Origin of the sequence: Klebsiella sp. H-Nf2 (genome assembly GCF_002806645.1) — a bacterium.
GTDB classification, from domain to species: domain Bacteria; phylum Pseudomonadota; class Gammaproteobacteria; order Enterobacterales; family Enterobacteriaceae; genus Klebsiella; species Klebsiella variicola.
On sequence record NZ_PIBL01000010.1, the window covers coordinates 73,610 to 87,770 of the forward strand.

Consider the following 14,161-nt stretch of genomic DNA (forward strand, 5'->3'; position numbering starts at 1 on the left):
AGAAAAAAGGCCGGAGCTTGCTCCGGCCTTTTTACATTACAGGAACGGCAGCATCGGAAAAAAACCGCCGCACAGTTTGTCCGATACCGTCGGCTGCGGTGGCGCCGCCGGCTGCAGATCGAGCGAATCGAGCTCACCGACCATCGTCGTGTTTTCAGCAATATAGCGTAGCAAATCAATCTTAAACCAGGGATAGGCCAGCCCCAGCGTCAGCGGTGTGAGAAACGTCAACGCCAGTAAACGCGGAGCAAGACCGAAAAACGTCAGGGTGGAACGAAAATGAACGCTGTCCCCCAGCACCAGGTTATTCATCGCGTGATTACGTAAAGCCACACGAAGGTATGCCATGGATAACACGATACCGATAGTGAGGAATACATATCCCCCTAATACCGCCCCAAGATGCCGCAATGCCATAAACAGGGCCGAACCTTCACTGCACAGACCAAACATACAGCCCGTAAGCAGTTGAGCGAATGCGGAAAATAAAAAGCCAATAAAAATGACGATAAACGGCAACAAAATCGCCGTTGCCCATAAAAAAATCACCACACAACGCTTAGTACTCACATAAATATTAAATTTATTTTTGCCTAAGGTTGCGCCTTTGCCGATGAGATCAAGCCAGTGGCTGTAAACCACACCGCTGGTTATCGCCATAATAACCAGCGCCAGCAAAAACAGCACAACGATCCCCAGCAGCATGCTATTTAGGCCATTGTAAAAGAGACGACTCCCCAGCATGGCGAACACCACCGCCGTTAGCACGTATATCAGCAAGGGTAAGCCGAGCATAATCCACCATCCGCGCAGCAGATGACACTGAACCCCAAAGCGAATATTCGCGAAAGAGGTCATGGTGGCATGGTAGCTTAACCCCTTAATTATCATTACCGGCAGCAGGATAAGAAATGCCAGCGTCTCCATCCCTTCACTACCGGGAGAGAAAATGGCAAGCGCTAAGCTGAGTAAAACCAGCACGACAAATATCAACAGCCAGCTGAGTAAAATCGTGATACCGCGCCCGTGATAGGCAAAGCGGGCGCCATTAACCTCCATATTCTCACAAAGATAACGGCGACTCCGTACCCATGCCCATGGAATAAATAACCCACAAGTAATTACAGAAAAAATAACATTAACCAGACAAATAATAAAATAGCGCCCGGCCTGACCATGAAAAACAAAAGAATGGCCAGAACGCTGCAATTGTCCTGAAATCATACTCATAAAAAAGTCGTCCTTGTACTTTAAACCATATATAAAAATAATAAATAATGCGCATCGGCATTAAGCGAGCAGAATATATTATTTTGAATTTTCCCGGCAATACATTTCACGCGCACCTTGCGCCTGTAAACGAATAATGGTATTAAAGAAATGTATGGTTATTTAAGCTAAAATTGAGTGATTCTATGAATCTTGCCGCGCCACAGACCTTTACTTTACGCCGTATCGCGGTACAGGATAACGCTGCGATAGCGGCCGTCATCCGCCAGGTATCGGCAGAATATGGCCTGACCGCCGATAAAGGCTATACGGTCGCCGACCCGAATCTCGATGAACTGTATGAGCTGTACAGCCAGCCGGGCTCTGCCTATTGGGTGGTGGAGAAAGAGGGTGAAGTGGTTGGCGGCGGTGGCGTCGCGCCGCTCGCCTGCAGCGAGCCGGATATCTGCGAGCTGCAGAAAATGTATTTTATGACCAGCGTCCGCGGCCAGGGACTAGCGAAGAAGCTGGCGCTGTTGGCGTTGGACTATGCCCGCGAGCAGGGGTTTAAACGCTGCTATCTGGAAACCACCGCCTTCCTGACGGAAGCGATCGGCTTATATGAACATCTCGGCTTCGAGCACATTGACGGGCCGCTGGGTTGCACCGGCCACGTTGACTGTGAAGTGCGGATGCTGAAAACGCTGTAACGCCTCGATATCGCAGGCGTCCCCGGTAGCGCTACGCTTACCGGGGCTACAGTTCGGTAGCCCCGGTAAGCGTAGCGCAAGCCGGGGGGATGTCCCGTGCTCGCGGTGCCGTTTTTTTGTCGGGTGGCGGCTAACGCCTTACCCGACCTACGGGCCCATACCCTTGCGAGCTGAAGCTCTCAACGCTATCTCTCTCCCCATGGCTACTGAAACTGCCGGTGTTAGTGGCTACCGGGGCTACAGGGCCCGAATACCGAGGGTTACGCCGCTACCGGCACACCGCTGTGAAAGCGGAACTCGGCCTCCGGCCTGAGGATCAGCGCCGCTTCCGCCTCGCCAAGCTGGCGCACCCGCTCGCTGATATCGTCTCCGGCAATCTTCTGCGCCAGATCCAGATAGTCCTGATAGTGACGCGCCTCGGAGCGCAGCAGCGACAGATAAAACTTCTGCAGATCGTCATCCAGCCACGGCGCCAGCGCCGCAAAGCGTTCGCAGGAGCGGGCCTCGATATAGGCGCCGCAGATCAACTTATCGATCAGCATCACCGGCTCGTGCGAACGCACCTCCCGCCGCATGCCGCGGGCATAGTTGCTGGCGGTGATTTTGACGTAGGGGATATCGCGCGCCAGCATCATCTCCCGCACCTGCCAGAAGTGATGTAGCTCCTCTTTAATCAGCAAAATCATGCTGTCCAGCAACTGGCGGCCCCACGGGTCGTCGGTCTGCGGCATGGCGCTTTTGTTGATCCGCTTATGCAGGGCGACGAAATCCGGCTCCGGCCCCCAGCGGTAGGTGAAGTCTTCATACGGCTTCAGGCAGGCCAGCAGCTCGTCGGCGTCGGCTTTATCCGCGACGTAGCGACGCACCAGCAGCATGGCGTTCTGCGCCGCTTTCAGTTCGCACACCATATGGTCGGTCAACAGCAGCGGCAGGTTTTCCGGCTTGCGGGCTTCGTCAATCCACGCCTGCGGCGTCGGGCAGTGCAGGAAGTTGATAATCGGGGAGAGTATCTGCGGGTAATCCATGGAGGTTCCTTGCTATACGGCGGCAGGCGCCGCCGTATCCATCTGCGACTTAGTGACGAACACCATCGTCGTCTTCATCGACAAAATCTTCGTCATCGTCGCCGTCGCCGTCTTCTTCACCGTTCGGGTCCTCATAGTAGGTGCCCCAACCGTCATACTCGACGTCATATTTTTCTGCCAGCGTCATCAGCTGTTCCACCTGGGCATCGATCAGGTCTGCATTCAGCGCGCATTCGCTCAGAATATCGCAGCAGATGACCATGTCACCCTCTTCCACTTCCAGCTCTTCGGGCTCGGTCACTTCATAGCCCAGCTTGAACGCTTCCACCGCCACTTTCTCCAGCGTTTCGAAATCGTCTGCAGAGAGGTGATGCTCAATCGTGTACAGTGCGTCCGGATCGCTGCCATCCTCCAGCAGCTCTTCGATAATCAGACGCGTCTCTTCACGCTGTTCTTCCAGGTGTTCCGGGTTTGCCATGGCTCGTTCCTCATAATGTGCGGCAGTTGTCCCTATTGTCACATACCGCCGTCATTGCCTCCACTTCTCAGTGAAAGATTTCGATCACAGACTTGCAAATGAATATTCATACATATAAATTGAATTTTAATTCAATTAGTGGCCTATGCCAGGTGAGGGAACCATGTCTGCGTTTTACCAGAAGCATTTTTTAAAGTTACTCGATTTTACGCCTGCAGAAATCACCGCCCTGCTCGAGCTGGCGGCAAAGCTCAAAGCCGATAAGAAAAACGGTATCGAAGTCCAGAAACTGGCAGGAAAAAACATCGCGCTCATCTTCGAAAAAGACTCAACCCGTACACGATGCTCTTTCGAAGTTGCCGCATACGATCAAGGCGCCCGCGTGACCTATCTGGGGCCAAGCGGCAGCCAGATTGGCCATAAAGAGTCGATCAAAGATACCGCCCGCGTGCTCGGACGGATGTACGATGGCATTCAGTATCGCGGCCACGGCCAGGAGGTGGTGGAGACGCTGGCGCAATACGCCGGCGTGCCGGTATGGAACGGCCTTACTAACGAGTTCCACCCTACCCAGCTGTTGGCGGATCTGCTGACCATGAAAGAGCACCTGCCGGGCAAAGCCTTTAACCAGATGACGCTGGTCTACGCCGGCGATGCGCGCAACAACATGGGCAATTCGATGCTCGAAGCCGCAGCGCTGACCGGTCTGGATCTGCGCCTGGTAGCGCCATCTGCCTGCTGGCCGGAGTCTCAGCTGGTGGAGACCTGTACGGCACTGGCCAAACAGCAGGGTGGCAACATCACCCTGACGGAAGATATCGCCGCGGGGGTGAAAGGCGCCGATTTTATCTATACCGACGTCTGGGTATCGATGGGCGAGGCGAAGGAAAAATGGGCCGAACGTATCGCCCTGCTGCGCGATTATCAGGTTAACAGTGCGATGCTGACGCTGACCGGCAATCCGCAGGTCAAGTTCCTCCACTGCCTGCCAGCATTCCATGACGACCAGACCACGCTGGGTAAACAGATGGCCGCCGATTACGGCCTGCACGGCGGCATGGAAGTGACTGACGAGGTGTTTGAGTCGGCGGCGAGCGTGGTGTTTGACCAGGCGGAAAACCGGATGCATACCATCAAAGCGGTGATGGTGGCGACGCTGGGCAAGTAGCCCCTCGCTGGCGGTCAAATCCCGGATGGCACGGCGCTTATCCGGGATTCGGCTCACCATTTTACGCCATCAACATCTTCACTACCGCTTTGCGCACCTTCGCCGGGGCGCCTACGGCGCACAGCGGTTTATGCACTTCACCGGGATAAAACACCACAAAATCCCCTTCGTTGAGGATCACCGTTTTCTCCTGCTGGCCTTCGGCAAGAAAAGCGATGTCTTTCTCCGCCAGCCAGTCGGTCTGTGGTTCTCCCGCCGGTAAGGCACTGAAAGTCATCCCCTCAATGCCGCGGAGCACAATCTGGATATCGAGATAGCGGGCATGATATTCCGCCCGGCGCGCGGCCTGCGGCTCAGTGGTGTCTTCGGAAATCAGATAAAACAGGTTATTGCCGTCGATATCGTGTTTACCCAGCGGCGTCGCCTCGTTGACATGGGCGATGACGTGCTCAATGGCCTCGCGCAGCGCGGCAGGCAGCCATGGCTGCAGATGGTGGATATTGCCAATAATCATCACTTACCTCGAATATAAAACAGCATTTCATTTTACTGTTTTATACCCCCATTGCCACTGCCATACCAGTACAGTTTCACGGTTCTTTGCGCTGGCGCACTTTTCTGCAGGCAAACGATTACCTGTTTGTGAATGAATCGCTTGATCGTCATAACGGTCTGCGTATAATGCCAGTCGTTTTGCCGGGAGGAAGCATGGCCAATTGCGTACGACATTCTGTCTTAGCGCGTCTGAACGCAGACGCTGGCCTGGCGTTTTTCTTTCCGTTGCTCATTGGATTCCCGAAGCCCCTTATTTAAGGGGCTTTTTTTTTGCCCAGGCGTCAGGAGATAAGCATGGCTAACCCGCTATATCAAAAACATATCATTTCCATAAACGATCTCAGCCGCGAAGACCTCGAACTGGTGCTGGCGACTGCGGCAAAGCTGAAAGCCAATCCGCAACCCGAGCTGCTGAAGCATAAGGTTATCGCCAGCTGTTTCTTTGAAGCCTCGACTCGTACCCGTCTCTCTTTTGAAACCTCGATGCACCGTCTGGGTGCCAGCGTGGTCGGCTTTTCTGACAGCGCCAACACCTCGCTGGGCAAAAAAGGGGAAACCCTGGCGGATACCATCTCCGTCATCAGCACCTACGTTGACGCCATCGTGATGCGCCATCCGCAGGAGGGCGCCGCGCGCCTGGCGACCGAATTTTCCGGCGGCGTGCCGGTGCTGAACGCCGGCGACGGCGCCAATCAGCATCCGACCCAGACCCTGCTCGATCTGTTCACTATTCAGGAGACCCAGGGACGCCTCGAGAACCTCAACGTGGCGATGGTCGGCGATCTGAAATATGGCCGTACCGTGCACTCCCTGACCCAGGCGCTGGCGAAATTCAGCGGCAACCGCTTCTACTTCATCGCCCCGGACGCGCTGGCCATGCCGCAGTACATCCTCGATATGCTGGATGAAAAAGGTATCGCCTGGAGCGTGCATAGCGCCATCGACGATGTGATGGCGGAAGTGGATATTCTGTACATGACCCGCGTGCAGAAAGAGCGTCTGGATCCGTCGGAATACGCCAACGTGAAAGCGCAGTTCGTCCTGCGCGCCGCCGACCTCGAAGGGGCGCGCACCAATATGAAAGTGCTGCACCCGCTGCCGCGCATTGACGAAATCACCACCGATGTCGATAAAACGCCGCACGCCTGGTACTTCCAGCAGGCCGGCAATGGCATCTTCGCCCGCCAGGCGTTACTGGCACTGGTACTGAATAGCGAGCTGGCACTGTAAGGGGGAAATGAGAGATGACACACGACAATAAACTGCAAGTAGAAGCCATTAAACGCGGCACCGTGATTGACCATATCCCGGCGCAGGTCGGCTTTAAGCTGCTCACCCTGTTCAAACTGACCGAAACCGACCAGCGTATCACCATCGGCCTGAACCTGCCCTCCGGTGAGATGGGCCGTAAAGATTTAATTAAAATCGAAAATACCTTCCTCACCGACGAGCAGGTCAACCAGCTGGCGCTGTACGCCCCGCAGGCGACAGTAAACCGCATTGATGAGTACGAAGTAGTGGGCAAATCCCGCCCGAGCCTGCCGGATCGCATCAACAGCGTGCTGGTCTGCCCGAACAGCAACTGTATCAGCCATGCTGAACCGGTTTCTTCCAGTTTTGCAGTGAAAAAACGCGCCGATGATATCGCACTCAAATGCAAATACTGTGAAAAAGAGTTTTCTCATTATGTGGTGCTGGCCAACTAAATGCGGTTGGTATTGGTGGTAGGCCTCCCTATAATGGCTACCACCCTACGCTTCGTCCTTCAGGCGGCGTCTGCGCCGGCGGCACAGCGCTTACCCTCTGGCGGCAACCTGAATGATTTTGCGTAACATTACTCAGTTCATCTGGAGATAACATGAGCAAAACTATTGCGACGGAAAATGCACCAGCAGCAATTGGCCCATACGTTCAGGGCGTTGACCTGGGCAGCATGATCATCACCTCTGGCCAGATCCCGGTCGACCCGAAAACCGGCAGCGTCCCGGAAGACGTGTCCGCGCAGGCGCGCCAGTCGCTGAACAACGTGAAAGCGATCGTTGAAGCCGCAGGCCTGACCGTCGGCGACATCGTCAAGACCACTGTTTTCGTGAAAGATCTCAACGATTTCGCTACCGTTAACGCCACCTACGAAGCGTTCTTCACCGAGCATAATGCCACCTTCCCGGCGCGCTCCTGCGTGGAAGTCGCACGTCTGCCGAAAGACGTGAAGATTGAGATCGAAGCCATCGCGATCCGTCGCTAATCGCTTCACTGCCCTCACCCCAGGCGCTTGCGTCATCCACGGGGTGGGGGAATTACCCTATTTTATCTTCGTTGCCCGCAACAGTTTCTCCAGCGGATAGACCGCCGCAATCACCAGTTCATCCTGGGTTTTCGCCGCACTATCCAGTTGCGCCTGAATGGAGGCGTACTCTTTATCGTCCAGCGTTCCCTGTCGTACCACCAGATCGGTCAAGCGCAGCCCCAGACTCGCCAGCTTATCAACCTGCTGCACAACGGGTTTCATCGCTGCCAGCTGATAGTTGCCGTCGGTCAGCGCCAGCGCATCGCCACTGTTGTTCTGCCAACGGGTAAAGACGTGGCGCAGCGCATCAGCGCTCTCAGTATCCTCGGCATCGCTGATCAGCCGCTCCGCCCACTGATTCAGGCTGCGTACAGTGTCGCTCTCCGCCGGTAGCGCATCGACCAGCCGGTTAAGCGGTTCGAATTGATGATAATTGTTCGCCTGGAACTTCAGGTGCTGGCGGGTGTAGTAGTGCGCTGGCTCCAGCGCCTCGGCGAGGATCTGCAGCGCCAGCGTATGGCCGCTGTTCGCCAGCCGGGTGAACTGCTCCAGTTGCTGGGCATGTTGCTGCAGGCCGACGGAGACCGTTGACCAGCTATCCATCGCCTGCAGGCGCTGATACATATTGTCGCTGTCTTTGACGTCTTCGGCCGACCAGAGCCGCTCCGCCACCGCAAAAGCCCGCGGCCACAGCTTGATGTCGATCACCGGCGCGGCGACGTTCTCCGCCCACAGCGCGGCCTCACCGCCGAGCAGATTCTTCTGTTGCTGCGCGTCAGGCAGCGTCGGCTGAATGCCCTCCGGCACGGCGTCCAGCCGCTTGCCGTCAACCGGATAGCGCGTGTTGCCGAGGAGGAAGTAGCCGCCGAGCGTGTCGTCGTTAATGGTCAGCACCGGGCGGGTTTCCCCCATCCAGGTATCGACGCGGAATGTCACCTGATTGTCGCCCAGCCATTCGATATCCTGCACCGCGCGGCGTGATTTACCTTTAAAATCAATAAATCCGCGCCAGCCGCTATCGCCTTTTACCAGCGTAAAGCGGCCCTCTACCGCGCTGCCCTTCAGGCGCGGCATCGAAAACTGCCAGCTCTGAGCGCTGTCGCTATCAGTTATCGTATCCACACCGTTGAGCCCCTGCGGAATAATTTCATTACGATAGTGATAAGCGGTGTACTGCGGCTGATCGAGATAAAAACCGGTGGAGAGAATGCCGCGATAGCCGTGTTTAGCGACTTCGCCTAATGCGTCCTGCCCCTGCCACGACTGGATCAGAATGCTCTTCGGCAAATCAGGATGGTAAATCTCATCCCAGCCGACCATCTGCCGGTGATGTTTTTCGAGTAGCGTCTCCAGCCGCCGGTTGAAGTACGCCTGCAGCGCGTGGCTGTCCGCCAGCCCCTTCTCTTTGAGGAATTTCTGGATGGCCGGAATGGCGCGCCACTGGCTGTCATCCACTTCATCGCCGCCAATATGCAGATACGGATCGGGGAAGATAGCCGTCAGTTCGCTGACCATCGCCTCGGCAAAGGCGTAGGTCGCTTCTTTCGTCGGATCGAGTACCGGTTTCAGCACGCCCCAGTGGCGCTCCATCGCGTAAGGCCCCGGCGCGCTCATCAGTTCCGGATAAGCCACGGCGATCGCCGAGGCGTGTCCCGGCATATCGATTTCCGGCACCACGCGAATACCGCGTTCGGCGGCATAGCGCACAATGTCTTTCATCTGCGCCTGGGTATAAAACAGGCCGTCGCTTGCCTGCTGCTGCAGCTTCGGATAGCGGCTGGAGGCGAAACGCCAGCCCTGATCGTCGGTCAGATGCCAGTGCAGCACGTTAAGCTTTGCTGCCGCCATGCCATCAATCTGCCGTTTGATCGCCGACAGCGGCATAAAGTGGCGGGCGGAATCCAGCAGCAGTCCGCGCCACGGAAAGCGCGGCGCATCATCAATAGTGACGTAAGGAATAGTGGTGCCGTCAGGGCCGTTTTGCACCAGCTGCAGCAACGTTTCCATGCCGCGCAGCGCGCCAAAACGCGTATTCGCTTTCAGGGTAGCGCCCTCAGCGTTAACCTCGAGCTGATAGCTTTCGTCGCTATCCGGCTGCGGCAGGAAAGGGACTTTCTTACTGACGATAACGTTAATGGTTGGGCTTTTCGCCGGCGCCGTCTGCGGCTGCAGCGTCCAGCCCGTTTGCCGCGCAAGGCGTTCTCGCCAGCGGTTAGCCGCCTCGCCCAAATCGTCGCCGCTGACGTTGAGCGTTAGCTGATTATTTAGCGCCAGCGCCCCCTGCGCCTGTGGGCGCTCCACATGGGCGGGCCACGGCATCAGCGGCAGATCGCCGGCCGGGGCGGCAGGCGCCATGCTGCTCAGTACTATTCCGCTGGTCAGCAGACTGTAACGCACAGTGTTAAGCATCAATGTTCCTTTTTATGACGGGCCAAAAAAAAGCAAAACATTGGGTTAACATGCGCACAAAATTGCGTCAACACATGGCGATGACGGACTTCACAACTTGATGAGATTTAAGAGAAATACCGGTAAGCCCCTCTGCCGAACGGCAAAGGGGCGAAACCATTACTGCCAGCCGTAGCGACGGCTGTAGAAACCTTTGACGGTTTGGGTCAACACCATGTAGCCCGCCAGGATCACCACCAGCCACGGGAAGTAGCTGAGCGGCAGCGCCTGCAGCTGCAGGTAGCCCGCCAGCGGCGAGAACGGCAGCGCAATGCCCACGGCCATCACCACCAGAGTCATAGCGAAAAGTGGCCACGCGGCGCGGCTCTGAACGAACGGAATGCGCCGGGTGCGGATCATGTGCACAATCAGCGTCTGCGACAGCAGCCCTTCAATAAACCAGCCGGACTGGAACAGAGTCTGCATCTCCACGGTATTGGCGTGGAACACCCACCACATCAGGCCGAAGGTGAGGATATCGAAAATCGAGCTGATCGGTCCGAAGAAGACCATAAAGCGCCCGAGATCGGCCGGGTTCCAGCGCTGCGGTTTACGGATCTGTTCATCATCGACGTTATCAAACGGGATCGCCACCTGGGAGACATCGTACAGCAGGTTCTGAATCAACAGGTGCAGCGGCAGCATCGGCAGAAACGGCAGGAAGGCGCTGGCCACCAGCACGCTAAAGACGTTACCGAAGTTGGAGCTGGCGGTCATTTTGATGTACTTGAGCATGTTGGCGAAGGTGCGGCGGCCTTCGATCACCCCCTCCTCCAGCACCATCAGGCTTTTTTCCAGCAGAATGATATCCGCCGCCTCGCGGGCGATATCCACCGCGCCATCAACCGAGATGCCAATATCCGCCGCGCGTAACGCCGGGGCGTCGTTGATGCCGTCGCCCATAAAGCCCACCACGTGACCTTCGCGTTTCAGCAGCGTCACGATACGCTCTTTATGCAACGGCGCCAGACGCGCAAACAAAGTGGTGCGCTTCGCCAGCGCCGCCAGGTCATCGTCGCTCATGGCTTCAATCTGGCTGCCAATCACCACTTCGCCCGCATCCAGCCCCACTTCATGGCACACCTTCGCCGCCACCAGTTCGCTGTCGCCGGTGAGGATTTTCACCGTGATGCCGCTGGCCTTCAGCGCCTTCAGCGCCGGGGCGGTGGTCTCTTTCGGCGGATCGAGGAAGGCGATGTAGCCTTCGAGGATCAGGTCGGATTCATCGGCGCGCTGGTAGTCGCCCTCGCGCGCCGGCAGGTATTTGGTTGCCACCGCCACCACCCGCAGTCCCTGACGGTTCAGGGTATCGGTGACCCGGCGGATGCGGCGCAGCATGGTGTCGTCCAGCGGTACGATTTCGCCGTTATAGCGCACCTGAGTCGAGACGTTAAGGATCTCCTGCAACGCCCCTTTACAGATCAGCTGATGCGCGTCGTCCTGCTCTTTTACCACCACCGACATGCGGCGGCGTTCGAAGTCGAACGGGATCTCATCCACCTTCTGCCAGCGCTCCGCGAGGCCGCGGGCGGCCTCCAGCTCCACGCCTTCCAGCACCGCGGTATCGAGCAGGTTTTTCAGCCCGGTCTGGTAATGGCTGTTGAGCCAGGCGGTATGCAGCACTCTCTCGCTGGACTTACCGGAGACATCGGTGTGGTTCTCCAGCACGATCTTGTCCTGAGTCAGGGTGCCGGTTTTATCGGTGCAGAGAATATCCATCGCGCCAAAGTTCTGAATGGCGTCGAGGTGTTTGACGATCACTTTTTGTTTCGACAGCTTCACCGCCCCGCGCGCCAGCGTCGAGGTGACGATCATCGGCAGCATCTCCGGCGTCAGGCCGACCGCCACCGACAGCGCGAACAGCGCCGCTTCCCACCAGTCGCCTTTGGTGTAGCCATTAATCAACAGCACCACCGGGGCCATCACCAGCATAAAGCGGATCAGCAGCATGCTGACCCGGCTGATGCCCTTCTGGAAAGCGTTCGGTTCGCTTTCCTGCTCGCTGACGCGCCCGGCCAGCTGGCCGAACCAGGTGTTGCCGCCGGTGGCGTAGACGATGGCCTGCGCCGAGCCGCTCACCACGTTGGTCCCCATAAAGCACAGGGTGTCGCATTCCAGCGGGTTCTGCTGCAGCGGGTCGCGGCTGCGCGCGACTTTCTCTACCGGCAGCGATTCACCGGTCAGCGAGGCCTGAGCGACAAACAGATCGCGTGCCTGAATAATGCGCAGGTCCGCCGGGATCATATCTCCCGCCGACAGCTTGACGATATCTCCTGGCACCAGTTGGTCGATAGGCAGTTCAAGCCAGCGGCTCTCCCCCTGCTCGTTCACCACCCGCAGCACCGTGGCGGTATTGCTGACCATCGCCTTTAGCGCATCCGCCGCTTTGGTGGAGCGCGCTTCCTGGATGAAGTTAAGCAGCGTCGAGATGCCGACCATCAGCGCGATAACGCCCGCGGCGAACAGATCTTCGGTGGAATAGGAGACGATGCCGAGCACCGTCAGCAGTAGGTTGAACGGGTTGCGATAGCAGGTCCACAGATGCACCCACCACGGAGAGGGCTTCTGCGCCGGGATCTGGTTGTCACCATGTTTGAGGATCTTTGCCGCCACTTCGCCTTCATTGAGCCCTTCAGGGTGGCTGTCAAAGGCACGCCAGATCTCCTGGTCATCCATCGCCGCAACGTCCAGGCAGCGCTTGCCGAGCGAGTCCGGGATCGGCACGCTGCTCAGGTTACGGGCATCAGGCAGCGGATCGCGCTGGACCAAACGGCGTGGCAGATGGCGGCTAAGCTGCACGAACAGCTGCCGGGTATAATTCTTCAACATAAACAGTCCCTCCGCGCTCGCGCGAGCGAACGCAGCGTTGCCAACAGGCGTAGCAAAGCCTACCTGTCAGGCATGTAATTTTTATGGCAGGGACATCAAGGACGTCACTGCTTTACGCTTTCCGGTAAAGCAGTGTTAAACAGGCTTACCGGAAAGAAAGGTTGCTCCATCGAGGGTGAGGAGTGGGATCGGGGTCCATAAATTCTCCGGTAAGTGAATATAAACGGCGCGGATTATAGCGCGCTCGTTGAGACATGTGTGGCATTTATGGCGATGATAAGCCCGCGCAACTAAACCGAACGTAAACCAGACTTTGCTCATTGCGGTTTGGTTGAGTAGCATTAGGCTCACTTCTACCAACCCTGACGAGAATTCCGCATGCAGAACCGGCTGACCATCAAAGATATCGCGCGTTTAAGCGGCGTAGGAAAATCGACGGTATCCCGCGTCCTTAACAACGAGAGCGGGGTCAGCGAACGGACCCGCGAGCGCGTCGAAGCGGTGATGCAGCAGCACGGTTTCTCCCCCTCCCGCTCCGCCCGCGCCATGCGCGGCCAGAGCGATAAAGTGGTGGCGATTATCGTCACCCGTCTGGATTCCCTGTCGGAAAACCTTGCCGTGCAGACCATGCTGCCCGCCTTTTACGAGCAGGGTTACGATCCGATTATGATGGAGAGCCAGTTCTCCCCGGGACTGGTGGAAGAACATCTCGGCATGCTCGCCCGGCGTAATATTGACGGCGTGGTGCTGTTTGGTTTTACCGGCATTGATGAGGCGATGCTCGCCCCCTGGCGCGATACGCTGGTGCTGATGGCCCGCGATGCCCCCGGTTTCGCCTCGGTGTGCTATGACGACGAAGGCGCCATCACGCTGCTGATGCAGCGGCTCTACGATCGCGGACATCGCCACATCAGTTTTCTTGGCGTACCGCACAGCGACGTCACCACCGGCGAACGCCGCCATCTCGCCTACCTCGCTTTCTGTAAAAAGCATTGCCTGACGCCCACCGCCGCTCTGCCGGGCTTGGGCATGAAACAGGGGTATGACACCGTCGCCAGCGTGCTGACGGCCGAAACCAGCGCCCTGGTCTGCGCGACGGATACCCTCGCCCTCGGCGCCAGCAAGTACCTCCAGCAGCAGGGCCGCGCTGCGCTGCAGCTCGCCAGCGTCGGCAGCACGCCGCTGATGAAGTTTCTCCACCCGGAAATCTTGACCGTCGATCCCGGCTATGCCGAGTCCGGACGCCGGGCCGCCCGGCAGTTGATCGAGCAGATCGCCGGTAGCGTCGATCCCCGCCAGATCGTGATTCCCGCCGCCCTGAATTAATCTCGTTCGGACGATTTATGTGATCGTCGCCGGGTTTCGGGAACGTTCCCATTTTGCAAATCAAGCGAAACGGTTAGGATGCCCTCAAGGTAAAAACGGCATCTCTCCCCTCTGTTTTTGAGGCTT

General features: G+C 57.3%; 16 protein-coding genes. 9 read left to right on the forward strand and 7 right to left on the reverse strand.

The window, feature by feature from the left end; genetic code table 11:
- Positions 1 to 36: 36 nt before the first annotated feature.
- Entirely contained in the window at positions 37 to 1,230 is a 1,194-nt protein-coding gene (locus CWM58_RS20820) for a YjgN family protein (RefSeq protein ID WP_100681682.1), read from the reverse strand.
- A 185-nt stretch (positions 1,231 to 1,415) separates the two neighbouring features.
- Between CWM58_RS20820 and CWM58_RS20825 the strand changes: the two genes are divergently transcribed.
- Entirely contained in the window at positions 1,416 to 1,919 is a 504-nt protein-coding gene (locus tag CWM58_RS20825; RefSeq protein ID WP_061155958.1) for a GNAT family N-acetyltransferase, read from the forward strand.
- Positions 1,920 to 2,179: 260 nt separating this feature from the next.
- Here CWM58_RS20825 and miaE read toward each other — a convergent pair whose 3' ends face one another.
- Together miaE and rraB are read right to left on the reverse strand one after the other, a co-directional pair.
- Positions 2,180 to 2,944 (reverse strand): tRNA isopentenyl-2-thiomethyl-A-37 hydroxylase MiaE, encoded by a 765-nt coding sequence (gene miaE / locus CWM58_RS20830; RefSeq protein WP_008807125.1) that lies wholly within the window; start codon positions 2,942 to 2,944, stop codon positions 2,180 to 2,182.
- A 49-nt stretch (positions 2,945 to 2,993) separates the two neighbouring features.
- Positions 2,994 to 3,422, reverse strand: coding sequence for a ribonuclease E inhibitor RraB (rraB, locus tag CWM58_RS20835; protein WP_061155960.1), 429 nt, complete (start codon positions 3,420 to 3,422; stop codon positions 2,994 to 2,996).
- A gap of 98 nt (positions 3,423 to 3,520) precedes the next feature.
- Between rraB and argL the strand changes: the two genes are divergently transcribed.
- Both argL and argF read left to right on the forward strand, forming a co-directional pair.
- Complete coding sequence (gene argL / locus CWM58_RS29580) at positions 3,521 to 3,616, forward strand: putative translational regulatory protein ArgL (RefSeq protein WP_370736902.1); 96 nt, start codon at positions 3,521 to 3,523, stop codon at positions 3,614 to 3,616.
- Positions 3,586 to 4,590: an ornithine carbamoyltransferase gene (argF, locus tag CWM58_RS20840; RefSeq protein ID WP_061155961.1), complete on the forward strand. Its 1,005-nt coding sequence runs from the start codon at positions 3,586 to 3,588 to the stop codon at positions 4,588 to 4,590. Before argL ends, argF begins: the two co-directional genes overlap by 31 nt.
- Before the next feature lie 61 nt (positions 4,591 to 4,651).
- On the opposite strand, the gene CWM58_RS20845 is transcribed toward argF, so the two are convergent.
- Positions 4,652 to 5,104 carry a YhcH/YjgK/YiaL family protein gene (locus CWM58_RS20845; RefSeq protein ID WP_061155962.1) on the reverse strand — a complete coding sequence of 151 codons (453 nt, stop codon included), beginning with the start codon at positions 5,102 to 5,104 and terminating at the stop codon, positions 4,652 to 4,654.
- 194 nt (positions 5,105 to 5,298) lie between these two features.
- Here CWM58_RS20845 and CWM58_RS20850 point away from each other — a divergent pair, with 194 nt between their 5' ends.
- The 5 genes from CWM58_RS20850 (at position 5,299) to ridA (ending at position 7,390) form a co-directional block, all read left to right on the forward strand.
- Positions 5,299 to 5,403, forward strand: a complete 105-nt coding sequence (locus CWM58_RS20850) for a pyrBI operon leader peptide (RefSeq protein WP_012969080.1) — start codon at positions 5,299 to 5,301, stop codon at positions 5,401 to 5,403.
- Entirely contained in the window at positions 5,378 to 5,437 is a 60-nt protein-coding gene (locus tag CWM58_RS29420) for a pyrBI operon leader peptide (protein ID WP_227650304.1), read from the forward strand. Before CWM58_RS20850 ends, CWM58_RS29420 begins: the two co-directional genes overlap by 26 nt.
- 2 nt (positions 5,438 to 5,439) lie before the next feature.
- Positions 5,440 to 6,375, forward strand: a complete 936-nt coding sequence (gene pyrB / locus CWM58_RS20855) for an aspartate carbamoyltransferase (RefSeq protein ID WP_074387240.1) — start codon at positions 5,440 to 5,442, stop codon at positions 6,373 to 6,375.
- Between the two features lie 14 nt (positions 6,376 to 6,389).
- Positions 6,390 to 6,851: an aspartate carbamoyltransferase regulatory subunit gene (gene pyrI, locus CWM58_RS20860; RefSeq protein ID WP_061155964.1), complete on the forward strand. Its 462-nt coding sequence runs from the start codon at positions 6,390 to 6,392 to the stop codon at positions 6,849 to 6,851.
- Positions 6,852 to 7,003: 152 nt separating this feature from the next.
- Entirely contained in the window at positions 7,004 to 7,390 is a 387-nt protein-coding gene (gene ridA, locus CWM58_RS20865; RefSeq protein ID WP_061155965.1) for a 2-iminobutanoate/2-iminopropanoate deaminase, read from the forward strand.
- A gap of 57 nt (positions 7,391 to 7,447) precedes the next feature.
- On the opposite strand, the gene CWM58_RS20870 is transcribed toward ridA, so the two are convergent.
- From CWM58_RS20870 to mgtL, 3 genes are all read right to left on the reverse strand, one after another.
- Positions 7,448 to 9,841: a beta-N-acetylhexosaminidase gene (locus tag CWM58_RS20870; protein ID WP_100681683.1), complete on the reverse strand. Its 2,394-nt coding sequence runs from the start codon at positions 9,839 to 9,841 to the stop codon at positions 7,448 to 7,450.
- Positions 9,842 to 10,000: 159 nt separating this feature from the next.
- Positions 10,001 to 12,709, reverse strand: a complete 2,709-nt coding sequence (gene mgtA, locus CWM58_RS20875) for a magnesium-translocating P-type ATPase (RefSeq protein WP_100681684.1) — start codon at positions 12,707 to 12,709, stop codon at positions 10,001 to 10,003.
- A 145-nt stretch (positions 12,710 to 12,854) separates the two neighbouring features.
- Positions 12,855 to 12,974 carry a mgtA regulatory leader peptide MgtL gene (gene mgtL, locus CWM58_RS29585; protein WP_353074613.1) on the reverse strand — a complete coding sequence of 40 codons (120 nt, stop codon included), beginning with the start codon at positions 12,972 to 12,974 and terminating at the stop codon, positions 12,855 to 12,857.
- A 113-nt stretch (positions 12,975 to 13,087) separates the two neighbouring features.
- Between mgtL and treR the strand changes: the two genes are divergently transcribed.
- Positions 13,088 to 14,035, forward strand: a complete 948-nt coding sequence (gene treR, locus CWM58_RS20885) for a trehalose operon repressor TreR (protein ID WP_100681685.1) — start codon at positions 13,088 to 13,090, stop codon at positions 14,033 to 14,035.
- Positions 14,036 to 14,161 lie beyond the last annotated feature (126 nt).

Bases quoted from the DNA above. Each gene is read 5' to 3' on its own strand.
- miaE (WP_008807125.1), bottom strand. From the start codon at position 2,944: ATGGATTACCCGCAGATACTCTCCCCGATTATCAACTTCCTGCACTGC.
- CWM58_RS20870 (WP_100681683.1), bottom strand. From the start codon at position 9,841: ATGCTTAACACTGTGCGTTACAGTCTGCTGACCAGCGGAATAGTACTG.
- treR (WP_100681685.1), top strand. From the start codon at position 13,088: ATGCAGAACCGGCTGACCATCAAAGATATCGCGCGTTTAAGCGGCGTA.
- rraB (WP_061155960.1), bottom strand. From the start codon at position 3,422: ATGGCAAACCCGGAACACCTGGAAGAACAGCGTGAAGAGACGCGTCTG.
- pyrI (WP_061155964.1), top strand. From the start codon at position 6,390: ATGACACACGACAATAAACTGCAAGTAGAAGCCATTAAACGCGGCACC.
- ridA (WP_061155965.1), top strand. From the start codon at position 7,004: ATGAGCAAAACTATTGCGACGGAAAATGCACCAGCAGCAATTGGCCCA.
- CWM58_RS20850 (WP_012969080.1), top strand. From the start codon at position 5,299: ATGGCCAATTGCGTACGACATTCTGTCTTAGCGCGTCTGAACGCAGAC.
- argL (WP_370736902.1), top strand. From the start codon at position 3,521: ATGAATATTCATACATATAAATTGAATTTTAATTCAATTAGTGGCCTA.
- CWM58_RS20820 (WP_100681682.1), bottom strand. From the start codon at position 1,230: ATGAGTATGATTTCAGGACAATTGCAGCGTTCTGGCCATTCTTTTGTT.
- CWM58_RS20845 (WP_061155962.1), bottom strand. From the start codon at position 5,104: ATGATTATTGGCAATATCCACCATCTGCAGCCATGGCTGCCTGCCGCG.
- mgtA (WP_100681684.1), bottom strand. From the start codon at position 12,709: ATGTTGAAGAATTATACCCGGCAGCTGTTCGTGCAGCTTAGCCGCCAT.
- CWM58_RS20825 (WP_061155958.1), top strand. From the start codon at position 1,416: ATGAATCTTGCCGCGCCACAGACCTTTACTTTACGCCGTATCGCGGTA.
- pyrB (WP_074387240.1), top strand. From the start codon at position 5,440: ATGGCTAACCCGCTATATCAAAAACATATCATTTCCATAAACGATCTC.
- mgtL (WP_353074613.1), bottom strand. From the start codon at position 12,974: ATGCCACACATGTCTCAACGAGCGCGCTATAATCCGCGCCGTTTATAT.
- argF (WP_061155961.1), top strand. From the start codon at position 3,586: ATGTCTGCGTTTTACCAGAAGCATTTTTTAAAGTTACTCGATTTTACG.